General features: G+C 39.2%; 17 protein-coding genes. 9 read left to right on the plus strand and 8 right to left on the minus strand.

Annotation, left to right across the window (positions count from 1 at the left end):
• The first annotated feature begins 9 nt into the window (after positions 1-9).
• The 6 genes from A6E06_RS09260 to A6E06_RS09285 all read left to right on the plus strand — a co-directional run bounded on the left by A6E06_RS09260 (position 10) and on the right by A6E06_RS09285 (position 9,513).
• Positions 10-1,005, plus strand: a complete 996-nt coding sequence (locus tag A6E06_RS09260) for an ABC transporter ATP-binding protein (protein WP_065592173.1) — start codon at positions 10-12, stop codon at positions 1,003-1,005.
• Between the two features lie 51 nt (positions 1,006-1,056).
• Positions 1,057-2,775, plus strand: coding sequence for a glycoside hydrolase family 9 protein (locus A6E06_RS09265; RefSeq protein ID WP_065592174.1), 1,719 nt, complete (start codon positions 1,057-1,059; stop codon positions 2,773-2,775).
• Between the two features lie 2 nt (positions 2,776-2,777).
• Complete coding sequence (locus tag A6E06_RS09270; RefSeq protein WP_065592175.1) at positions 2,778-3,653, plus strand: N-acetylglucosamine kinase; 876 nt, start codon at positions 2,778-2,780, stop codon at positions 3,651-3,653.
• Positions 3,654-3,675: 22 nt separating this feature from the next.
• Positions 3,676-5,577, plus strand: a complete 1,902-nt coding sequence (locus tag A6E06_RS09275) for a beta-N-acetylhexosaminidase (protein ID WP_065592176.1) — start codon at positions 3,676-3,678, stop codon at positions 5,575-5,577.
• Positions 5,578-5,615: 38 nt separating this feature from the next.
• A complete protein-coding gene (locus A6E06_RS09280) occupies positions 5,616-8,021 on the plus strand; it encodes a GH36-type glycosyl hydrolase domain-containing protein (protein ID WP_065592177.1) in 2,406 nt (801 codons plus the stop codon).
• A 79-nt stretch (positions 8,022-8,100) separates the two neighbouring features.
• Positions 8,101-9,513, plus strand: a complete 1,413-nt coding sequence (locus tag A6E06_RS09285; protein ID WP_065592178.1) for a phosphoglucomutase/phosphomannomutase family protein — start codon at positions 8,101-8,103, stop codon at positions 9,511-9,513.
• A 92-nt stretch (positions 9,514-9,605) separates the two neighbouring features.
• On the opposite strand, the gene A6E06_RS09290 is transcribed toward A6E06_RS09285, so the two are convergent.
• The 6 genes from A6E06_RS09290 to A6E06_RS09315 all read right to left on the minus strand — a co-directional run bounded on the left by A6E06_RS09290 (position 9,606) and on the right by A6E06_RS09315 (position 15,651).
• Positions 9,606-10,646: an ABC transporter ATP-binding protein gene (locus A6E06_RS09290; RefSeq protein ID WP_065592179.1), complete on the minus strand. Its 1,041-nt coding sequence runs from the start codon at positions 10,644-10,646 to the stop codon at positions 9,606-9,608.
• Complete coding sequence (locus A6E06_RS09295) at positions 10,646-12,277, minus strand: iron ABC transporter permease (protein WP_065592180.1); 1,632 nt, start codon at positions 12,275-12,277, stop codon at positions 10,646-10,648. The genes A6E06_RS09290 and A6E06_RS09295 overlap by 1 nt, the downstream gene beginning before the upstream one ends.
• Positions 12,278-12,343: 66 nt before the next feature.
• Entirely contained in the window at positions 12,344-13,357 is a 1,014-nt protein-coding gene (locus A6E06_RS09300; RefSeq protein ID WP_065592181.1) for a Fe(3+) ABC transporter substrate-binding protein, read from the minus strand.
• Positions 13,358-13,528: 171 nt separating this feature from the next.
• A complete protein-coding gene (locus tag A6E06_RS09305) occupies positions 13,529-14,758 on the minus strand; it encodes an ammonium transporter (RefSeq protein WP_065592182.1) in 1,230 nt (409 codons plus the stop codon).
• Between the two features lie 17 nt (positions 14,759-14,775).
• Positions 14,776-15,114 carry a P-II family nitrogen regulator gene (glnK, locus tag A6E06_RS09310; protein ID WP_060994159.1) on the minus strand — a complete coding sequence of 113 codons (339 nt, stop codon included), beginning with the start codon at positions 15,112-15,114 and terminating at the stop codon, positions 14,776-14,778.
• Positions 15,115-15,282: 168 nt separating this feature from the next.
• The gene (locus A6E06_RS09315; RefSeq protein WP_065592183.1) at positions 15,283-15,651 is read right to left on the minus strand and encodes a YacL family protein; all 369 of its coding nucleotides are present in this window, start codon (positions 15,649-15,651) and stop codon (positions 15,283-15,285) included.
• A gap of 137 nt (positions 15,652-15,788) precedes the next feature.
• Between A6E06_RS09315 and A6E06_RS09320 the strand changes: the two genes are divergently transcribed.
• The 3 genes from A6E06_RS09320 (at position 15,789) to A6E06_RS09330 (ending at position 19,478) form a co-directional block, all read left to right on the plus strand.
• Positions 15,789-16,931, plus strand: a complete 1,143-nt coding sequence (locus tag A6E06_RS09320; RefSeq protein ID WP_065592184.1) for a sugar diacid recognition domain-containing protein — start codon at positions 15,789-15,791, stop codon at positions 16,929-16,931.
• 129 nt (positions 16,932-17,060) lie between these two features.
• The gene (locus A6E06_RS09325; protein WP_065592185.1) at positions 17,061-18,326 is read left to right on the plus strand and encodes a GntP family permease; all 1,266 of its coding nucleotides are present in this window, start codon (positions 17,061-17,063) and stop codon (positions 18,324-18,326) included.
• A gap of 12 nt (positions 18,327-18,338) precedes the next feature.
• Positions 18,339-19,478, plus strand: a complete 1,140-nt coding sequence (locus tag A6E06_RS09330; protein ID WP_065592186.1) for a glycerate kinase — start codon at positions 18,339-18,341, stop codon at positions 19,476-19,478.
• 99 nt (positions 19,479-19,577) lie between these two features.
• Here the strand turns inward: A6E06_RS09330 and acnB are convergent, their stop codons facing one another.
• Positions 19,578-22,166 carry a bifunctional aconitate hydratase 2/2-methylisocitrate dehydratase gene (gene acnB, locus A6E06_RS09335; protein WP_065592187.1) on the minus strand — a complete coding sequence of 863 codons (2,589 nt, stop codon included), beginning with the start codon at positions 22,164-22,166 and terminating at the stop codon, positions 19,578-19,580.
• 222 nt (positions 22,167-22,388) lie between these two features.
• Entirely contained in the window at positions 22,389-24,647 is a 2,259-nt protein-coding gene (locus tag A6E06_RS09340) for a patatin-like phospholipase family protein (RefSeq protein ID WP_065592188.1), read from the minus strand.
• Positions 24,648-24,775 lie beyond the last annotated feature (128 nt).

Consider the following 24,775-nt stretch of genomic DNA (forward strand, 5'->3'; position numbering starts at 1 on the left):
GAGTAAATTATGAGCAAAGCATTTGGCGAACTACTGATTGAAGGTAAAAATCTAGTTAAAGATTTCCCTGTGAGTAGCAACGCCCTTAAAAACCCAATGATGCGAGCAATCAATGACGTATCATTCAAAATGTACAAAAGTCGTGGCCTTGCTGTTGTTGGTGAATCAGGTTCTGGTAAATCCACCACAGCAAAAATGATCGCAAAAATGTACGCACCAACAGACGGCGTTATCCAATATAAAGGCCGTGATATTCAAGATATCGTTAAGAAAAATGATCTCATGAAATATCGTGAAGGCGTACAAATGGTATGGCAAGACCCGTTCGGCTCTTTAAACCCAACCCATAATATTTTTCATCATATTGCTCGACCACTTCTTATTCATAAGAAAGTGACCCCTGGTAATAAAAAAGAACTTGAAGATCGTGTTCATGATCTTCTAGAACAAGTTGGCTTAATCCCACCGAAAGAAACGGCGGCTAAGTTCCCGCATCAACTTTCAGGCGGCCAACGTCAACGTGTAAACCTTGCTCGAAATATTGCAGTAGGTGCTGAAGTTGTTCTTGCTGATGAGCCTACATCAATGCTGGATGTTTCTATCCGTGCTGGTGTTCTTAATCTGATGGAAGAGATGAAGTTTGAGAAAGAAATGTCTCTACTTTACATCACTCACGATATCGCAACTGCTCGTTACATCGCAGAAGATCTCGCGGTAATGTACGTTGGACACATGGTTGAATGGGGCGATACAGATGAGATCATTCACGATCCTCAGCACCCATATACACAGCTGTTAGTTTCTGCAGTACCCGATCCAAGCAAATCGATCCACACTGAGTTGAAAGGCAATAAAGGGGAAATTCCTCTTTGGACACCAGAATCAGCAGGTTGCCCATTTGCAGGTCGTTGTACTCACGTAACAGAAAAATGTAAAGAACGTATGCCTGGCGTAACGAAACTGTCAGACAACCATTTTGTTCGTTGTTATTTGTACGAAAATTAATTTCATACAAGTGAACCTCAAACAGCAGTAATTGGTATTTTGGAGAAATAGATGCAACTGTTAACAAACCACATTGGCTATGAATTTAATGGCCCTAAATCAGCTGTCTTATTAACTGGCACACCTCTTAATAAAGAGCTATTAGGGACAATTGTTTGTACTCAAACACAACAGGTAAAACATCAGTTTTCTATTTCTTCATCGCTCCAAGTTGCACATTGGCACCAAGGATACTTTTCAGAAATCCATTTTTCTGATTTTACTGAGCACGGTGAATTTACTTTAGTGATTGATGAGATAACTTCCCATCCCTTCACTATTGGTACTGATTTATTAATGAAAAATACCTTTTCTGATGTTTTGCATTATTTTAAATCTCAACGCTGCAGTGGAATTTTTGACAAACAAGATCGGAAAACCCCTGTATTAAACAGTGATGAAACCGTCGATGTTCATGGTGGCTGGTACGACGCATCTGGTGATGTTAGTAAATACTTTAGCCACCTTTCTTACGCTAATTATTTAAACCCTCAGCAAATTCCAATGGTAGTTTGGAATATGCTAAAAGGGCTTGAATTAACTCAAAACCTATCGGATTTTGCAGCATTCTCCCGCACTCGCCTTAAGGAAGAGGCATTGTTTGGTGCTGACTTTTTAGTTCGAATGCAAAATCCGACAGGTTTCTTTTACATGACCGTATTTGATAAGTGGAGTAAAGACGTTAATCAACGTGAGCTCTGTGCTTACGCGACTCAAGATGGTCTTAAATCAGATGATTACCAAGCCGGTTTCCGTCAAGGTGGAGGTATAGCCATTGCAGCTCTTGCTTCTGCTTCTCGCTTAGATATTGATGGTGAATTTACTCGTGAAAACTATGTAGAAGCTGCGATAAAAGGCTATTGGCATCTGAAAGAGAATAACCTTAATTATTTAAATAATGGTGAAGAAAATATTATTGATGAATATTGCGCTCTTCTTGCTGTTATCGAGCTATTTAAAGCGACTCAAGATAACGTATTTTTACTGGAAGCTCGCTCATGGGCTGAAAGATTATCAGCTCGCCAACAAAGTGATGAACAACAAAACAATTTCTGGTCTGCAACTCAAAATGGCGAACGTCCTTATTTCCATGCAGCAGAAGCTGGTCTTCCCGCTATTGCGCTTTCGCAATATTTAGAGATTGAATCAGATAATAGCCGTCGTGCACATACACTGACCATTATTACTCAAGCGGTTGAATTTGAATTAACTATCTCTTCAGAAACATTCAATCCATTTGGTTACCCAAGACAATACGTTAAGCCCGTTAATAGCGAAAAACGCAGTGCCTTTTTTGTCGCTCATGACAATGAGTCTGGTTATTGGTGGCAAGGAGAGAATGCTCGTCTAGGTTCTTTAGCTAGCATGAGTTACTTAGTCTTACCTCATATTACCTCTAATGATATTAAGCAGAAGTTAGAGATCTTTGCTCAGAATAATTTGAATTGGGTATTAGGGTTAAATCCTTATGATATGTGCATGTTAGATGGTCATGGTCATAACAATCCTGATTACCTTCCTCATCTTGGATTTTTTAATGCTAAAGGTGGTGTTTGTAATGGCATTACCGGTGGGTTTGATAATGAAGAAGATATCGCTTTCAACCCTGCGCCACACGATGAAGATATGCTACAAAACTGGCGATGGGGTGAACAATGGATCCCTCACGGTGCATGGTATTTATTAGCAATTATGACTCAATCATCTTACCAAGCTAAGCAAGGGGAATAATCATGACCTATTTATATGTTGGCATTGATGGTGGTGGTACTTCTTGCCGCGCTCGAATTCGTAATGCACAAGGTGAATTATTAGGTGAGGCAAAAAGTGGCAGTGCAAATATCTTATTAGGCGTAGAAGTCGCAATGGATTCAATCATTACTGCGATTACCCAAGCGGCAGCACAAAGTAAATTATCAGAAAATGATTTTGCCACAATGCACGTTGGTCTTGCCCTTGCTGGTGCAGAGCAAAAATCAGCTTGGCATAAGTTCATGCAATTGAAACATCCTTTTGCCTCAATGACATTAAATACAGATGCTTACGGCGCATGTTTAGGTGCTCATAAAGGAAAAAATGGAGCAATCATGATTGCAGGAACTGGCTCTTGTGGTATCTATATTCAAGATGCTCAACAGCATGTTGTTGGCGGTCGAGAATTCCCAATATCTGACCAAGGTGGTGGTGCCATTATGGGCCTTCATTTAATTAAAAATACGCTTTTGGCTTCTGATGGTATAAAACCTACCACCGATCTAACTGACCATGTATTAGCACATTTTAATCATGACATCGATAGCATTGTTGATTGGTCTAAAACGGCTCGTCCATGCGATTACGGACAATTTTCTCCAGTTATCTTCGCTCTTGCACTAAAAGGGGATGATCTCGCAATTGAACTGTTACAACAAACAGCCAGTGATATAGAAATGTTCTTAACGGCTTTACATAAAAAAGGCGCAACAGAAATTGCGTTAATGGGAAGTATTGGCGAGCGCATTGTTGAGTGGTTATCCCCTTCTATTCGCCAGTATTTAGTACAACCACAATGTGATGCGATTGAAGGTGGCATCATGATGGCAGGAAAAGCAGAACATAACCTGTTCTAGTATTTTTATAAGGAATTAAATAATGGATTATCGTGTAGATCTTGTTGTTTTATCTGAAAAAGACAACCTAAGCCGCTTTGGTTTAACACTACACAATTTAAGTGATGTCGACCTTCATGATTGGCAATTTCATTTTACGATTGACCGTTTTATTACACCGAACAGTAATACTCAAGGTCAACTTGAACAAGTCGGCAGTTTTTGCAAATTAATTCCAGATTCTACAAAGACACTGAAAGCAAATAACCATTTTTATGTTGAATTTACGATTGGAACCGCTCCTTTCCGATTTATTTCTGATGGGTTAGACGACGCGAGTATCTTAGTTACAAATAATGGAAAAAATGAATTTTTAGATGTTTCAATTTCGCCTATCGTATTAGGATCACCTTATTCAGAAAGAACTCAAATACAAAGAGTCGCACCAGCTGAATTATCTCTAATTCCAAAACCTAATTCGGTGCAACGTCTTGATGGATTCTTCAATTTAAAAGATGCATCATTAGAAATTCAAACGCACCTAGCTGAAGGTGCTGCGACATGGTTAACCAATGAACTAGAAGCCATTACATCTAAAAAATACGCCATTAATACTGATGGTCAGATTCAATTCATTGCTAACCCAACGTTAGATAAAGGTGCGTATCAACTCATCGTGTCTGAAGAGAATATAAAGATTAAAGCAGGTTCAAATGAAGGGTTTATTCACGCTTGTGCGACATTATTACAATTAGTGAATGCTGATATCCAACAAATACCATGTACAAAAATCAAAGATCAACCTCGCTTTCACTATCGCGGAATGATGCTAGATTGCGCCAGACATTTTCACCCTCTTGAACGAGTGAAAAGATTAATAAATCAATTAGCTCAATACAAATTCAATGTCTTCCATTGGCACCTTACTGATGATGAAGGTTGGCGTGTTGAGATAAAAGCATTTCCAGAATTAACGGATATAGGTGCATGGCGTGGGCCTGAGGAAATAATCGAACCTCAATATACTCACGTAGCAAAAAAACACGGTGGGTTTTACTCTCAAGAAGAGATCAAAGAAGTGATCGCTTACGCTGAATTACGTGGCATTACCGTGATCCCGGAAATCGACATTCCTGGGCACTGCCGCGCCGCAATCAAAGCATTACCTCATTTATTAGTTGATACTGACGATCTCTCCAATTACCGCAGTATCCAACATTACACAGATAACGTGCTTTCTCCTGCATTAGAAGGAACTTACACCTTTATTGATACCGTATTAGAAGAAATTGCGGAGCTATTTCCTGCACCCTTTATTCATATTGGCGCAGATGAGGTACCTAAAGGTGTTTGGACCAATAGTAAAAAGTGTCAAACACTAATGGAAGAGCAAGGCTATAGCGATCCTGTTGAACTTCAAGGTCACCTACTTCGTCATGCTGAAACAAAATTAAAGCAGCTCGGTAAAAGAATGTTGGGGTGGGAAGAGGCGCAACACGGAAATAAAGTCAGTAAAGACACGGTTATTTATTCTTGGTTAAGCGAAGAAGCGGCACTTAATTGCGCTAAACAAGGCTTTGATGTGGTACTTCAACCTGGACAAACGACTTACCTAGATATGGCTCAAGATTATGCTCCTGAAGAGCCAGGGGTAGATTGGGCTAATGTACTTCCTCTTGAAGATGCATATAACTATGAACCACTAGCAGAACTTGCTGATAACGACCCTATTCGTAAACGAATTCTTGGTATTCAATGCGCGCTTTGGTGTGAAATCATCAATAACCAAGAGCGTATGGATTACATGATTTTCCCACGCCTTTTAGCGATGTCTGAAGGGATGTGGACACAAAAACAACACAGAAACTGGACAGACTTTTTATCAAGGTTAAATGGACGATTACCAACCCTAACACGTCAGGGTATTAATTTCCGTCAACCATAAGTCACCCAATTATTAGTATTTTAGTTAAGGAAAAAACAATGAAATACGGCTTTTTTGATAACGATAACCGTGAATATGTAATCACACGCCCTGACGTACCAGCTCCATGGACTAACTACTTAGGCACAGAAAAATTCTGTACGGTTATTTCTCACAATGCTGGCGGTTACTCTTTTTATAACTCTCCAGAGTATAATCGTGTTACTAAATTCCGTCCAAACGGCACATTTGATCGCCCTGGACACTATGTTTACCTTCGTGACGATGAAACGGGTGATTACTGGTCAATCTCATGGCAGCCTGTTGCAAAGAGTTTAGATGAAGCAAGCTACGAAGTTCGTCACGGCCTGTCTTACTCTAAATTTAAATGTGATTACAACGGCATTGAAGCAACTAAAACCTTATTTGTTCCAAAAGGTGAAGACGCTGAAGTGTGGGATGTGGTTATTAAGAATACCAGCGATAAGCCTCGTGTTATCTCTGCATTCTCTTTTGTTGAATTCTCATTCAGCCATATCCAATCAGATAACCAAAACCACCAAATGTCATTGTACTCTGCAGGTACCTCTTACAATGAAGGCGTGATCGAATACGATCTTTACTACAACACCAATGATTTTGAAGGTTTCTACTACTTAGCGTCTACGTTTGATCCCGATTCATACGACGGTCAACGTGACAGCTTCTTAGGTGCATACCGTGATGAAGCAAATCCAATTGCGGTTGAAAAAGGTCAATGTTCTAACTCTGCACAAACCTGTTACAACCACTGTGGTTCTCTTCATAAGCAATTTACTATTCAACCTGGCGAAGAGGTTCGTTTTGCTTACGTACTTGGTCTAGGTAAAGGCAATGGCGAACGTCTACGTCAAAAATACCAAGACGTTGCTAATGTCGATGCCGCTTTCCAAGAGATCAAAGATCACTGGAGCGAGCGTTGTGAAAAATTCCAAGTTAAATCACCAAACGAAGGTTTGGATACGATGATCAACACTTGGACACTGTACCAAGCAGAAACATGCGTGGTTTGGTCTCGTTTTGCTTCATTCATCGAAGTGGGTGGACGTACAGGTCTTGGTTACCGTGATACGGCTCAAGATGCAATCTCAGTACCTCATGCTAATCCAAAAATGACTCGTAAACGTATTGTGGATTTATTACGTGGCCAAGTTAAAGCGGGTTACGGTCTACACCTATTTGATCCTGACTGGTTTGATCCTGAGAAAGCAGACGTTGTTCCATCAAAATCACCAACGGTAGTTCCAACACCATCGGATGACGATAAGATCCACGGCATTGAAGATACCTGTTCTGATGACCATTTATGGATCGTTCCAACGATCATCAAATATGTAATGGAAACCGGTGAACACTCTTTCTTCGATGAAGTGATCCCATACGCTGATGGCGGTGACGCAACAGTTTATGAGCACATGAAAGCAGCATTAGATTTCTCTGCAGAATACGTTGGCCGTACTGGTATTTGTAAAGGTTTACGCGCTGATTGGAATGACTGCCTAAACTTAGGTGGTGGCGAATCATCAATGGTTTCATTCTTACATTTCTGGGCATTAGAAGAATTCTTAGATTTAGCTAAATTCCGTAACAATGATGCTGATATATCGAAATACTCGGAAATGGCAGCTAACGTACGCGAAGCGTGTGAAACTCATCTTTGGGATGAAGAAGGCGGCTGGTACATTCGTGGTCTAACCAAAGATGGCGACAAAATTGGTACAGCACAGCAAACTGAAGGCCGTGTTCATCTTGAATCAAACACATTAGCGGTTTTATCTGGTGCTGTATCTCAAGAACGTGGTGAAAAAGCAATGGATGCCGTTGATGAGAACTTATTCTCTGAATACGGTTTACACCTAAATTCACCTTCATTCTCAACACCAAATGATGACATTGGTTTTGTTACTCGTGTTTACCAAGGCGTAAAAGAGAATGGTGCTATCTTCTCTCACCCAAACCCATGGGCTTGGGTAGCAGAAGCAAAACTAGGTCGTGGTGACCGTGCAATGAAGTTCTACGATGCACTAAACCCATACAACCAAAATGACATGATTGAAACACGTATAGCTGAACCATACTCATACGTACAGTTTATCATGGGTAAAGATCATCAAGATCATGGTCGTGCTAATCACCCTTGGTTAACAGGTACTTCTGGTTGGGCTTACTTCGCGGTAACTAACTTTATTCTTGGTGTTCGTGTTGGCTTTGAAGGTTTAACCGTTGATCCTTGTATCCCAACAGATTGGCCTGAGTTCTCAGTAACTCGTCAATGGCGTGGCGCGACTTACAACATTCAAGTGAAAAACCCGAATTCAGTAAGTAAAGGCGTGCAATCAATCTCGATTAATGGCGAAGACGTTAACGGTGCAGTTCCAGTCCAAGCGGAAGGCAGTGTTAATGACGTTATCGTTATTATGGGTTAGTTCGTTTAATTAACGGCCTAATATAGTGACAAAAGTAAGGTGCTTTTTATTAAGCACTTTACTCTAAAAGGAATTTACTATGATCCAATTTGGTACTGGCGGATGGCGCGCTTTCATCGGTGAAGAGTTTACTAAAGACAATGTACGTCTTGTCGCTCAAGCACTATCAAACATTATGATCAATGAACAAGCTCAAAAAAATGGCTTTGTTATTGGTTATGACCGTCGTTTTCTTTCAGATAAAGCAGGTAAATGGTTCGCTGAAGTTATTGCAGAAAACGGCATAAAAGTCAGCTTTATTGATAGATTTGTCCCAACACCTATTGTGATGTTTCAAGCCAAAGAAATGGGTTGTATCTACTCAGCTTGTATCACTGCCTCTCATAACCCAGCAGATTATAATGGCATTAAAGTCTTTATTGAAGGCGGTCGTGATGCCGATGAAATCATCACACAAAAGATTGAACAACAAATTTCTCACCTAACGCAACAAGATGTTAGCAGTGTCGATTTTGAAGAAGCGCTAAATGATGGTTGTATTGAAATCATCAACCCAATGAACGATTTTGTTGATTCAATCATCGATAAAATTGATATGGCATCAATTAAAAAAGCCAACTTACGCGTACTAATTGATCCTATGTTTGGGGTTGCAAAAAATGCCTTACAAACGGTGTTAATCAGTGCTCGTTGTGATGTTGATGTGATTAATGATGGCGAAAACCCTTCTTTTGGCGGTCTTATGCCATCCCCAAATGCAGCCACACTTTATCGCTTAAAGCACTTAGTCGCTCATGATGGTTACGATATTGGTATCGGTACTGATGGTGATGCTGACCGCTTAGGTATCATTGATGAAAAAGGTCACTTTATTCATCCAAATGAAGTGCTATTACTGCTTTATTATTACCTACTTGAGTACAAAGGCTGGAAAGGCTCTGTCGTACGTAATATCGCAACCACGCACTTATTAGATAAAGTCGCAGCAGATCACGGCGAGAAAAGCTTTGAGGTTCCTGTAGGCTTTAAGCATATCAGTTCACAAATGGAAGCGGATGATTCTCTACTTGGTGGCGAAAGCTCGGGTGGGTTAACTATTCGCGGTCATATCAAAGGTAAAGATGGCGTATTTGCTTCAAGTTTATTAGTTGAAATGATCAGTGTTACAGGCAAAAAACTCTCTGAAATGCTTGATGAAATTTATGCTAAATATGGTTATGCCTACACTGCCGAAGGCGACTGTACTTTTAAAGCAAGTGGAAAAGAAGCCCTTTACAATAAAATTTATATCGAAAAGCAACTGCCTGAATTTGAATATGAAATAGAGAAAGTAAGCTATGAAGATGGCGCAAAAGTCTATTTTAAAAATGGGGGTTGGGTGATTGCTCGTTTCTCAGGAACTGAACCATTACTACGAATTTTTGCTGAAATGGAAGACAAATTGACAGCAGAAAAAGTACTGAATCAAATGAAAGCTTTCCTTTCTCTTTAGTTTCCTACGTATTTTTAATAAAAATACGCCTCTAAAGACTTAACCCAGCTAATACTTGAGTCGATTAGCTGGGTTCTTTTTATCTAAAATTTTTAATTGTTCTCTTGAATAAATACGATTGGACAATGAGGCTTTATTTCTACCCTTACTTTCTCACCATTAGATAAAGAATCATTAGATACGCCAATTAATTGCGTCCCGTCATCTTCAATTACATATCGGCACGTATCACCCATAAATTGTAATTCTTTAACAATAGCACTGCCTGACGCGTCTCTATATAACGTAATGTTTTGTGGGCGAAGTAAAACATTCGCTTTCTTATTTGCATCTTCAGTACTACGGCCACAAGAGATCAATCCAACCGCAGTTTCAATGTTCCCATCCAGGCCAATCATACCTGATACATAAGAGCCACCACCTAAGAAATCAGCAACGAAGCGACTGTTTGGTGAATAATATAAATCATTTGCACTACCGAATTGCTCAATCACACCATGATTCATTACCGCTAATTTATCAGAGAAAGCAAACGCTTCTTCACGGCTATGAGTAACGAAAATAGCCGTCACACCTTGTGCTTTAAAAATACGGCGGATCTCTTTAATTAAATCATGTCGAACTTGAGTATCAATATTAGAAAAGGGTTCATCCAATAATAGAAGATCTGGTTCGCTAGCTAACGCTCTTGCAATCGCAACACGCTGTTGCTGGCCCCCAGATAATTGGTGTGGGTAACGATCACCAAATCCACTTAAATGAACAAGATGAAGCATTGATTCAACTTTATCCGTTGCTCGTTGCTTTTCCCATTTTTTTAAGCCAAAACCAATATTTTCACTTACGGTAAGATGCGGAAACAATGCATAATCTTGAAAGATCATACCAATATTTCTCTGCTCTGGTGGTAACCACGTATTACGGTCTGTAATTACCTTTCCATTAAGGTTCATCTCACCTTTCGATAAAGGCAAAAGCCCCGCAATAGCTTTAAGTAATGTTGTTTTACCGCAACCACTTGCACCTAATAAACAAACGATTTCACCAGATTCAACATCCAAAGATAACTGGGATAAAATATCCTGATCATGATAGCTACAAGTTAAATTAGAAATAGATAATGCAGAATTCATTAATGATGTTGCTCCAGAGAACGGTTAACTATGATCAATGGGATCAAGCCAACTAAAACCAATAATACTGCAGGCATTGCTGCAATTTCTAATTGCTCATCAGAAGCAAAATTAAATACATAAGTGGCTAGTGTTTCAAAGTTAAATGGGCGCAATAACAGTGCTGCATTCAACTCTTTCATTGTTTCTATAAACACCAACAAACCAGCGATTAAACAGCCACGACGAATTAATGGAAAATGAACTCGACGTAACATAGACCACGTTCCACAACCTAAAGTACGTGATGCCATATCTAATGACGGTGGGATTTTATTTAAATTACTTTCAATTGAGCCAATCGCAACCGCAGAAAAACGAGTTACCGATGCAAAAATTAACGCAAAGATTGATCCGGAGAATATTAACCCAACCATCCCAAAACCTAATTGTTTTGAAATATCATTAACCAAATGATCTAACCCAATCATTGGTAACATAACACCAATAGCAAGCACCGTTCCGGGAACAGCATAACCAAGAGATGCCAAACGCATTGGCATAACACTCCACTTATTATTCGGTTGTAGACGATGTAAAAAATTCACCACCAAAGCAATAATTACAGCGATAATGGCTGCAATCGAAGAGACGTATAAGCTATTTAACGCATACTCTTGAAATTCAGCAGTCCAACTTTCTTCAAAGTAATGAAAAGAGTAACTAATTAACTGTAATAGCGGAAAGATAAAAGCAATAGAAACTAATCCCCAGCACCAAGTAAATGCGCCCCACTTTTTCCAACCATGAAGCTCATATTGAAACTCTTCGTTGGTATTAAACTTCTCTTGGAACATTTTTTGTTTACGACGACTATAACGCTCACCGCTGATCAACAATAAAATCCCCATCAACATAAACGCAGACACTTTAGCTGCGGCATTCAAATTTGAATAACCTAACCACGTATCATAAACTGCCGTCGTTAATGTATTTACTGCAAAATAGCTAACTGTGCCAAAATCCCCTAACGCTTCCATCGCTACTAAAGATAAAGCAACCGCAATAGAAGGCCTTGCAAGAGGTAATGATATGCGCTTAAAGCTCTCCCAAGGAGTACATTTTAATAAGCGTGCCGATTGTAGCAAGCTGATGTTTTGCTCCATAAATGCAGCACGAGCAAGTAAATATACGTATGGGTATAGCACCAAAGACATCACAAGAATGGCGCCAGTTAAGGTTCGAATATCTGGGAACCAATAATCACCATAAGATTGCCATCCGGTAATATCTCGGAGTAATACTTGAATTGGTCCAGCAAAATCAAGCCAATCGGTATAGATATATCCCACAATATAAGCAGGCATAGCCAAAGGAAGCACTAATGCCCATTGTAATATTGAAGAGGAAGGAACACGGCACATGGCCATAAACCATGCAGAGGGGACACCTAAAATTAAGGAAAAGAACATCGCACCAAATACTAATAGAACCGTATTTAACGTATAGGTAGGTAACACGGTATTAAACAGATGAGTAAAGATATCATCGGTATTACCTAGTGCGGTATATAGGATCGCTAAGATCGGCAAAACCAGCAATAGAGATAAACTCCAACTACTGGTTTTCCAGAATAATAATTTTTCTTTCATTGCCTAAACTGCAAGGCTCTTTTTAAATGGTGAGGTATTGTTACCTCACCAATAATAAATATCAAATTAAAGATCAAACTTAACTTCATCTAGAAGCTTGATTGCTTTTGTATGGTTATCTGCAATAGCATCTAAAGATAGAGTATCGGCTTTAAACTCGCCCCAAGATGCAACGAGCTCTGAACGTTTAACACCCGGTTTTACTGGGTATTCATAATTAACTTCCGCATACATACCTTGTGCTACATCACCCGTTAAGAATTCCATTAGTTTTAATGCATTATCTTTATTTGGTGCGTATTTAGCCATCGCCATACCACTGATGTTTACGTGAGTACCATCTGTGTTTTGGTTAGGGAAGTTAATGTATACCGATTCAGCCCATGATACTTGCTTAGGATCATTAACCATCTTACCTAGGTAGTAGCTATTGCCTAAAGCGACATCACAAAGACCTTCTTTAATCGCTTTAACTTGTGCGCGGTCATTACCTTGAGGTTTACGAGCTAGGTTTGCTTTTACGCCTTCCAACCATGTTTTTGCTTCTGCTTCACCATGATGAGCAATCATAGAAGATACAAGAGATACATTGTAAGGGTGCTTACCGCTGCGAGTACAAATTTTGCCTTTCCACTCTGGGTTAGCTAAATCCGCATAATCAAAATCAGCGCCTAATTTACCAACACGATCACGAGATGAATATACATTACGAGCACGTAAAGTTAATGCGAACCACTCATTATCTGTATCGCGGTATTGAGCAGGTACATTTGCATCAATCGTTTTACTATCAACAGGCTGAACTAAGCTTTTGTTTGTTAGTTCCGCTAAACGGCTAATATCAGTAGTTAGAACGACATCGGCAGGGCTTAACTCGCCTTCTTGAGCTAATTTTTCAGCTAGACCTTTCTTAGCAAATTTCACATTAACTTTAATACCAGTCTCTTTGGTAAACTCTTTAAACATTGGTTCAACAAGGAACGGTTGGCGATAAGAGTAAACATTAACTTCTTCGGCAGCCATAACACTTGGTGCGAACACGCCTGCAATTAATGCAGAAACTGATAATAACTTTTTCATGATATTCCTTTAAAATCTCTAGTTACAAATGGTAATAAGAATACTTATCAATATCGATATTATACAAAGCAATTTCTAAATGGCAATGATCTCAGGCGCTTTTTATAGCAAAAAGCCTCAATACCGAAGAATTGAGGCTTAAAAGATGTAACAAATCATTTACGTGATATTTTATTTCACACTAACAAATTCCGGATAGGCATCAATACCACAATCGTGTACATCCATTCCTTCTAATTCTTCATCTTCAGTTACTCGAATACCCATTGTCGCTTTAAGTATTGCCCAAACCACCAGACTTGCACCAAACACCCAAGCAAAGATGACTATTGCTCCAAATAATTGAGCTCCAAAAGTAGCATCAGCATTATTCACCGGTACCATCATTAAACCAAACAATCCACATACACCGTGTACTGAAATTGCACCAACTGGATCATCAATTTTAATTTTATCAAACGCTACAATACTAAAGACAACGAGAACTCCAGCAATTGCACCAATACTAACGGCGGCTAAAGGAGATGGAGATAAAGGATCCGCGGTAATTGCTACAAGCCCAGCTAATGCACCATTTAATACCATTGTTAAATCAGCTTTACCCCATGTTGTTTTACAGACAAATAACGCCGTTATTGCCCCCGCAGCGGCTGCCGCATTGGTATTTAAGAATATTTGACCTACAGCAGTTGCATTCTCAAAGTCTGATAACATTAATTGAGAACCACCATTAAAGCCAAACCAACCAAACCATAAAATGAAGGTACCTAAAGTCGCTAATGGCATATTTGAACCTTGAATAGGGTAAATTTGGCCTTTCTTACCATATTTACCTTTACGAGCACCGAGCAACAAAACACCAGCAAGAGCAGCTGAAGCACCTGCCATATGAACAATACCAGAACCTGCAAAATCACTAAAACCTGCTTCAGATAAGAAACCACCACCCCATGTCCAGTAGCCTTCCATTGGGTAAATAAATGCAGTTAAAATTACAGAGAAAACAAGAAAAGACCACAGTTTCATACGCTCAGCAACTGCTCCTGAAACGACTGACATTGCCGTTGCAACAAAAACTACTTGGAAAAAGAAGTCTGACTCTAAAGAGTGATCCGCCCCTTCTGATTGAGTTCCGATTAAAGCTCCTATAGAAGGAATAAAACCACCTTCTGTGTTATCGACATACATGATGTTATAACCGACAACTAAATAAGTTGTACAAGCAATGGCATACAAACAAAGGTTCTTAGTTAAAATTTCTGTCGTATTTTTTGAGCGAACTAACCCGGCTTCTAACATAGCAAAACCTGCGGCCATCCACATTACCAATGCGCCTGACATTAAGAAGAAAAAGGTGTCTAGGGCATAACGAAGTTCTGATACTGTTGTTGAAAGTTCCATAATATTGTCCTTTATCCTTAAAGTGCTTCAGTGTCAGTTTCACCAGTACGAATACGTACTGCTTGCTGAAGGTCATAAACGAAAATCTTTCCGTCGCCAATTTTCCCGGTATGTGCCGCTTTGGTTATCGCTTCAATAATGTTATCAACATGCTCAGCTTGAACCGCTATTTCTAATTTAACTTTTGGTAGAAAATCTACTTGATACTCAGCACCTCGATATAATTCGGTATGACCTTTTTGACGACCGAACCCTTTCACTTCAGAAACCGTCATTCCATCAACGCCTGCATCAGCAAGAGCTTCACGAACATCATCTAATTTAAATGGTTTTATAATGGCATTAATTATTTTCATGATTCAATCCTTCGAATTATTTGTAACTTATAATTAATAATCCAATTCGTGTGCCAAGTTTTAAAAATAATAATAATCAACAAGTTAAATTTATTTTGTTCTAAAATAAAAAAAGGCTGCACTAAATAAGTGCAGCCTTTCCCAAATAATGAGCAATTAGAAGACGAATTAAAAGCGTCGAATAAATGCTTCCCAACTTTGAAGCATAGTTTCAAAATCTTCTAGACCACAGACTGATACACATTCATCGTCATACATATGTATATCTTCTTCAAATTCCTCTTCAGAATCTTCAAACAATGCGTTTTCTTGAACGATAACTTCTTGATCCGTAAGAATTAGAGTCATTACTTGCCCCGAACGCTTCCACTCATCTTGAGTATTCTTTACTGCTGCTATTTGCTTGTACAACTCCGCCAATAATTCGGTATCTTTTGAGACATCTTCCACTAACCAACGCCCCATGGCTTCATGCCCCATAGAGAAATTCGCATGATAAGTACCATCTAGTGTATTTTTTTTAAATTCGTAATCCATCGAAAACCCTTACGATAATTGACGTTAGCTCACACGTTTTTAACCAAAGACAATGCTGAGCTATTTTCCTCAAGTATAATCCTATCCCTAGTATTTTTATAGTTAAGTCCCCTATCCATGATGAAAGAGACCGAATCATGCAATTAACCACAATGATCGCAAAACAAATTGTTGAACGAACCATGAAAATAATTAAGCACTCAGTCAATGTCATGGATGAATATGGCGTAATTATTGGCTCTGGCGATCCTGCTCGACTTAATTGCCGTCATGAAGGCGCAATTTTAGCTATTAATGAAAATAGAATTGTTGAAATAGATCATTCTACGGCTCAACAATTACGAGGGGTAAAGGCCGGGATCAATCTTCCAATCATTTTTCAAAATAACGTTATTGGTGTCGTTGGTATTTCAGGTGAACTGACTGACATACAACAATATGGTGAATTAGTAAAAATGACTGCAGAGCTGATTATTGAGCAAGCTGCTTTAATGACAGAGATACAATGGAGTAAACGACATAAAGAAGAGTTAGTGCTGCAACTTATCCAACCTTCAGATCTCAATACCCAGCAGCTGTATTCAATTGCTGAACGATTAGAGCTAGATCTTAATCAACCTCGAATTGCAACTATCATTAAAGTCGATTCATTTAATGGCGAAAACCTATCACTTACTCATTTACAAAAATTAGTTCACTTACTTGAATTCCCTGAAAGAGATAATTTAGTTGCCATTAGTTCTGTAACTCTAAATGAGGTCGTCGTTTTAAAACCGATTACACTAACAGATACGAGCTGGAATCGATCCCACGAAGAGAAACGTATTCGCCAACTTTTTCAACGGATCTCTCATGATGAAAAATTCACGATAAAGATTGCTCTTGGTGATTATTTTCCTAATTTAGAAGGATTAGCGCAATCTTACATGACAGCAAAAGCGACAATGAGAACGGTAAATACCAAAAGTCGTATTCTATTTTACCAAGATAATATCTTACCTGTACTCATTGACGGCTTGCAATCAGATACGTGGAGAGCCGAGCAATTAATACTGCCGATTAAAAAGCTCACCGAAAATGATACAAAAGGCATCTTACTGAAAACCTTACGTACCTTTTTTAATCATAATTGTGATTCAGCTCAAACCTGTAAGGTTCTTCATATTCATCGTAATACACTACGTTATCGACTAGATAAAATAGAAAAAGAAACTTCATTAGATATCAATAAGATAAAGGATAAAACTTATTTATATCTTTCGGTGTTAGCTTATAAATAAAAATACGTAATTGTGCGCCTGCACAATATTTATAACTATTACATAGCAACTTTTGTTCACTTGTCTAAAGCTTATTTTCACAGTTAAAGTTAGATTACTGACGTCTTAATTATTAAATGGAATAGTAATATGATTGAAGTATCTACCCTAGGTGCTCTGTCTGCCCTAATCGTTGCAATTACACTTATTTTGAAAAAAGTACCACCAGCGTATGGCATGATCATTGGTGCTTTAATTGGTGGTATTGTTGGTGGAGTCTCTCTAACTGACACGGTAAACCTAATGATTGGCGGTGCTCAAGGTATTGTTACTGCCGTACTTCGTATTTTAGCCGCTGGCGTGCTTGCTGGTGTTCTAATCGAATCAGGCGCGGCAACCTCTATTGCAGAAACCATTGTAAAAAAAGTCGGCGAAACTCGAGCTTTACTTGCTTTAGCTGTAGCGACAATGATCCTAACAGCCGTAGGTGTTTTTGTTGATGTTGCTGTTATTACCGTAGCTCCGATTGCACTTGCTATTGCACGTCGTGCTGACCTTTCAAAAATGGCCATTCTATTAGCTATGGTTGGTGGTGGTAAAGCGGGTAACGTAATGTCACCAAATCCAAACGCTATTGCAGCTGCTGACGCATTTAATGTTCCCCTAACTTCAGTAATGGCTGCGGGTGTTATCCCTGGCTTATTCGGCTTAGTTTTTGCCTATTTCATCGCCAAAAGATTAGTAAATAAAGGCAGTAAAGTTCAAGAACATGAGGTTGTTTCAGTTGACCATTCTCGCTTACCTACTTTTGTTGCCTCAATCGTAGCTCCTCTTGTTGCTATCAGTCTTCTTGCTTTACGCCCTATCGCTGGAATTAATGTTGACCCCTTAATTGCTCTACCGCTTGGTGGCTTACTTGGTGCAGTCGCTATGGGTCGCTTTAAAGACACCAACCATTTTGCGATATCTGGACTTTCTCGTATGGCTCCAGTGGCAGTAATGCTGCTTGGTACTGGTACTCTTGCTGGTATTATTGCGAACTCAGGCCTTAAGTCAGGGTTAATTGAAGTATTAACTGCATCAGGTCTTCCTTCTTATTTATTAGCACCAATTTCTGGTGCAATGATGTCACTCGCAACAGCATCAACTACAGCAGGAACTGCCGTTGCTGCAAGTGTATTTAGCCATACTATTCTAGAGCTTGGTGTTCCTGCTCTTGCTGGTGCTGCAATGATCCACGCAGGTGCGACAGTATTAGATCACATGCCGCATGGTAGCTTCTTTCATGCAACAGGTGGCGCAGTTCACATGGATATGAAAGAACGTTTAAAACTAATCCCTTACGAATCAGCAGTCGGTCTTATGATCGCTACCGTTTCTACTCTTATTTTTGGCGTCTTTGGTTTATTTGTTTAATAAGGCTTTATTATGAAAATTGTTATTGCTCCCGATTCATACAAAGAAAGTTTAACCGCAATGGAAGTTGCTACTGCAATTGAAGCTGGTTTTAAACAAGTGCTGCCAAATGCTGAATACATAAAATTACCAATGGCTGATGGAGGTGAAGGTACAGTTCAGTCTCTAATCGATGCTACTGGCGGATCAATTATTGAATGCCAAGTCACAGCTCCTCTTGGAAATACGGTTACTGGTTTTTATGGCTTATTGGGTGATGGAAAAACAGCCATTGTTGAAATGGCAGCAGCCTCAGGCCTTCATCTTGTCGCACCAGAGCATCGTAATCCATTACATACGACAAGCTATGGTACCGGTGAATTAATTAAAGCGGCGCTAGACAAAGGCGTTAAACATATCATCGTTGGTATTGGTGGCAGTGCGACTAATGATGGTGGTATTGGTATGGCTCAAGCTCTTGGTATTAAACTATTAGACCAAGAAGGTAACGATCTTACTTTTGGTGGTGGATCATTAGTAAACCTAGCCACTATCGATGTGAGTAATAAAGATCCTCGATTAGATAATATTCTATTAGAAGTCGCTTGTGATGTTGATAACCCATTATGCGGCCCTAAAGGTGCCTCGTTTATCTTTGGCCCACAAAAAGGGGCAACTCCAGAGATAGCTAACCAACTTGATAATAACCTAAATCATTACGCTGACGTAATGAAGAAGCAGTTAAATAAAGACGTTAAAAATACAGCTGGCGCAGGTGCTGCTGGCGGCCTTGGTGCTGCACTGCTTGGGCTATTTGACGCGACACTTCGCCCTGGTATCGAAATCGTAATGGATGCGGTTAATTTAAGTGATGTGTTGTCTAATGCTGATTTAGTGATTACAGGTGAAGGTCGTATCGATAGCCAAACCATCCATGGTAAAACACCCATTGGCGTAGCTAGGACTGCGAAAAAATATAACTTACCTGTTATTGGTATTGCTGGTTGTTTATCTGACGATTGTGCCGTTGTTCATGATTACGGTATTGATGCGGTATTTAGTGTTGTCCCTCGCTCTGTATCATTAGACATCGCACTAAAAGAAGCGGCAATAAATGTTGAAAATACAGCAAGAAACGTAGCTTCTATTTACTCTATCAATGCTAAAAAATAATGTAATTCGTTTTTAATAAGAACACATTAGATACGTTATTAAATAATATACAATAAAAAAGCAGCCGATTTGGCTGCTTTTTTTATTAATAAACTAAGATTAAGCCGGCTCTTGGAAAATAACCGTATCTGCTTTGTCTGTGTATTGACCCATTTTATGGAAATTCAAATAACGGTATGTATCTGCTGCTGTTGCATTCACTTTTTGAGCATATTCTAAATACTCAGCTTGCGTTGGAATTCGACCTAGAATCGCTCCAACCGCAGATAACTCAGCAGACGCTAGATAAACATTAGCACCATTACCTAAACGGTTCGGGAAGTTACGTGTTGATGTCGACATTACTGTTGCTTTATCAGCAACACGGGCTTGGTTACCCATACATAGAGAACAACCCGGAGTTTCAATACGAACCCCAGCACGACCAAAGATCCCGTAGTAGCCTTCTTCTATTAGTTGATCTTTATCCATTTTCGTCGGTGGAGCAACCCATAAACGAGTACTTAGAGAGCCATTAAACTCTTCTAGCATTTTACCTGCGGCGCGGAAATGACCAATATTCGTCATACAAGAACCAATGAACACTTCATCAATTTCTGTACCTTGAACTTCTGAAAGTAAACGAGCATCATCAGGATCATTTGGAGCACAAAGAATTGGTTCTTTAATATCGGCAAGATCAATATCTATTACATGCGCATATTCCGCATCTTTATCTGCTTCCATTAGCTCTGGATTCGCTAACCATTCTTCCATGGCTGTCACACGACGCTCAATCGTACGTACATCACCATAGCCTTCTGCAATCATCCACTTCAGCATAACGATGTTCGATTTCAAGTATTCTTCAATCGACTCTTGAGATAACTTAACAGTACAACCTGCAGCTGAACGCTCTGCCGACGCATCCGAAAGCTCAAATGCTTGCTCTACTGATAAATGTTCAACACCTTCAATCTCTAATACGCGACCAGAGAATTCATTAACCTTACCCGCTTTGGCTACTGTTAATAGGCCTTGCTGAATACCGTAATAAGGGATTGCATGAACAAGATCACGTAATGTAATACCTGGTTGCATTTCACCTTTAAAACGAACCAAAATTGATTCAGGCATATCCAGAGGCATAACACCCGTCGCAGCAGCAAATGCTACAAGGCCTGAACCTGCAGGGAATGAAATACCTAGAGGGAAACGTGTATGTGAATCGCCACCAGTACCTACGGTATCAGGCAATAACATACGGTTTAGCCATGAGTGGATAACACCATCACCCGGACGCAGTGAAACACCCGCACGGTTCATGATGAAATCAGGTAGCGTATGGTGAGTGTTTACATCTACTGGTTTTGGATAAGCCGATGTATGACAGAATGACTGCATTACAAGATCAGCCGAGAAGCCAAGACACGCGAGATCTTTAAGCTCATCACGAGTCATTGGCCCTGTTGTATCTTGAGAACCAACCGTTGCCATCTTAGGTTCACAGTACTGACCAGCACGTACACCTTCAACACCACACGCTTTACCAACCATCTTCTGAGCTAGTGTATAACCTTTATCAGAAGCTAAAGGATCGATAGGTTTAGCAAATAAGTCAGTTTCAGCTAAGCCAAGAGAATCACGAGCTCGGCCTGTTAAACCACGACCGATAATTAATGGAATACGACCACCGGCACGTACTTCATCTAGAAGAACTTTTCCTAGTTCAAAGCTTGAGATATCTACACCATCTTTACGAACAACACCTTCATAAGGGTAGATATCAATAACGTCGCCCATATTCATGTCTTGTACATTTAATTCGATCGGTAGTGCGCCCGAATCTTCCATTGTGTTATAGAAGATTGGTGCGATTTTACCTCCTAAACAAACACCGCCTGTACGCTTGTTTGGCACATAAGGGATATCGTCGCCCATAAACCAAAGTACTGAGTTTGTTGCAGATTTACGTGAAGAACCAGTACCGACAACATCACCAACGTAAGCCAGTGGAATACCGTCTTTTTGCATATCTTCAATTTGAGTAATTGGACCAACACTGCCTTGATCGTCAGGTGTAATACCATCACGCTCCATCTTCAGCATAGCTTTTGCGTGTACTGGAATATCAGGTCGTGACCACGCATCTGGCGCAGGAGATAAGTCATCGGTATTAGTTTCACCAGTAACTTTAAATACTTTAACGGTTATCTTTTCTGATACTTTGTTTTTAGCTGTAAACCATTCAGCATCAGCCCAAGATTGCAGTACTTGTTGTGCTGATGCGTTACCTGCTTTCGCTTTCTCTTCTACATCGTAGAACGCATCGAACATAAGTAGAGTATGAGACAGTGCTTTTACAGCGATAGGAGCAAGCTTAGCATCATCTAGTAAAGATACTAGAGATTCAATGTTATAACCACCTTGCATAGTACCAAGCAATTCAGTCGCTTTTGCTTTGCTAACTAATGGAGACTCCACTTCGCCTTTTGTAATTGCAGTTAAGAAACCAGCTTTAACATAAGCGGCTTCATCAACACCTGGGGGAATTCGATTTTCTAGTAAATCAAGAATGACTTCTTCTTCACCTTGTGGCGGATTCTTTACTAGTTCAACCAATGCTGCTACTTGTTCAGCATTTAATGGTCTTGGGACCACACCTTCAGAAGCACGTTCTGCGACGTGTTTACGATAAGCTTCAAGCACGACTTAATTCCTCACTTTCTGGTCTACTCTTAATGAGTAAACATCCTTGGAAACGATTCAGTTTATATCCATTAACTTTTAAATACTGTTATAAATCTCAATAAAACAAGAGAATATGATGTCGATATAGACTAAAAATGTGGCGAGATGATACCAAATTTAACTTAAAATTAAAATCTCATCACATCAAACAACATACGACTTATGGCTCACTTTTAAACATTATAATGTTGCACCAATGCTTAAATATACTGATTCATGATTTTGCTCTGTTCTGCCATAAGCCAAAATGATAGGGCCTATTGGTGAATCTATTCCGGCAAAAATGGAGCCCGCAGTATACATAGGAGCATCACTAAAATGCTCGTCATTCCACACACTCCCTTGCTCAATAGAGCTTCCTAAGTATATAGGTGACTGGAATAATCCAAAATCATTATCCATTAAGCGATAACGATATACTAAACTTGCAAATGCCAAGTTTTCGCCAGATAAACTGTCTTTTGATATTCCTGATAAATGCAAAAAACCACCGAGAGATTTAGGCTCAAGAGAAATTCCTCCATTTTTATTTTCAACAACCCCATACTCTCCATGCACGACTAAAGTATGACGTTTTATGGTATAAGCAAATCGACCATTAACGGTTAGTTCAACAACTGAATCATCTTTCGTATCACTACTAGTTAATTCTCCGAATGTATCTTCACTGTATAAATACTCAGAAAATAAATAAAATCCTTTCGTTGGAAAAGTAAAATTGTCTAATGTATCTAAACGATATTGTGCGAATATCCCTTTTCTTTCATAGTTACTATTAAAGTCAGGTATAATATTTAAAACCAAATCACCTGTTGTATATCTCCCCCCGATTCTAAAATCACTCCAAAGCGCTGGTTGTATACCTAGAGAAGCTTCAAATTCAAATTCATTGTATTCAGTCGGCAGATAATTATCTATATTATCAAGAGTAGGCGTTGCTCTAAACTGAGTTTGAGTTACGCTATAAGTACCTTTTAAAGAAGAAAATAATAACTGGTTACTAAGAAAAGGAGTATACAGTTCGGCTTGCATCAACTTATCTGTACCTAACTCGAAATTCGTTCTTAATTCAGAGCTATTCTCAGACAGCCCTATAATATTAATATCCGTAAAATTAATTGAGAAACCTAAGGAATATTTACTTTCATTATAAAAATCATCCTCTAATGAGAATCGAAAATCTAAATAGTTTGGCCCCCAACTTTTCTCATTAACATCAACAACTAATTCCGTAGCCCCATCACTGGTTGTTTGGTAAAAATAATCAATTCTTTCAAATCTATCAATCGTATATAACGCTCTGACTTTTTCCTCTAATTGATCTGAAGAATAAGTTTTACCTTCATCTATTTGAAGATATTCCAATAACATGCGTTCACTGTATGAACTATTATTATTCAGTGTCACATGATCTATTTTAAGATTATTACCACGTTTTAATTTACTGGTTTTTTTCTCTTTTTCACTTAAATACGCTTGGTATTCTGAGGCTGGTAGTACTAACTTATTTAGATTTAAATGCTGTTCATAAGCAATATCGTAACCCTTTCCATAAGCAAAAGGCATTTTGTCGAATTCTGCCGTATCCATTTTACCGACATTTGGAGCAAGAAAAATATCGTTATTGTTCAGTAGGGCTTCTTGCTGTTTAGTACTATTTTTTACTATATAGTTTGTTAGCTGCCCCATTACCGATAAATAACTTGATATATCTTCGGCTTCTAAATAATCAGAACCAATATCTACAGCTATGATGATATCTGCCCCCATCTCTCTAGCAACATCTACAGGCATATTATTTACACTGCCGCCATCGACGAGTAAACGACCTTCATATTCAACAGGGGGTAAGGCTCCAGGCACTGACATACTAGCCATCATTGCTTCAGCTAAATTGCCTTTATCTAAAACAACAGGTTCCAATTTTTCAATGTCCGTTGCTACAGCCCTAAAAGGAATAGGAAGATCATCAAACGATTGTAAATAAGAGACATTACCTGAGGTTGTGCGAAGAATTTTGGCCATATTTTGGCCTTGAACGAATCCTTTTGGTGCTTTTAGTTCTGTAAATGAAAAACCAATATCCGTTCCTATTTGGTAGCGGTCTTCATATTCTTTATCCCTTATTTCTCTTTCACTTCGTTCTACTTTATCAACAAAACCACTATTCCAATCAACAGTATCAATGAACACGGCTATCTCATCAGCACTCATCCCTGATGCATAAAGACCACCGACATAAGCCCCCATACTAGTACCAGTAATGTAATCTATAGGAATATGCATCTCTTCTAATGCTTTAAGTACACCAATATGGGCGGCACCTTTTGCCCCACCCCCAGCAAGTACAAGGCCTATTTTAGGACGAGTTTGCTCTGCGAAAACCAAAGGTGAAATAAAAAGACATAAAGCAGGAAGTAAAAGTGATTTAAAGTGCATGATGTCATCCTTGAAATAGCAATGCTAAAAGAATACAGGATGAAAGAGGGATGAGAAAGCTTAACTAATGTCATTTAACCGTGTTTATACCGTTAAATACGTTTCTATAGACGTAAAAAAGCCCTAAT

The organism is Aliivibrio sp. 1S175 (assembly GCF_001690985.1).
Classification (GTDB): Bacteria; Pseudomonadota; Gammaproteobacteria; order Enterobacterales; family Vibrionaceae; genus Aliivibrio.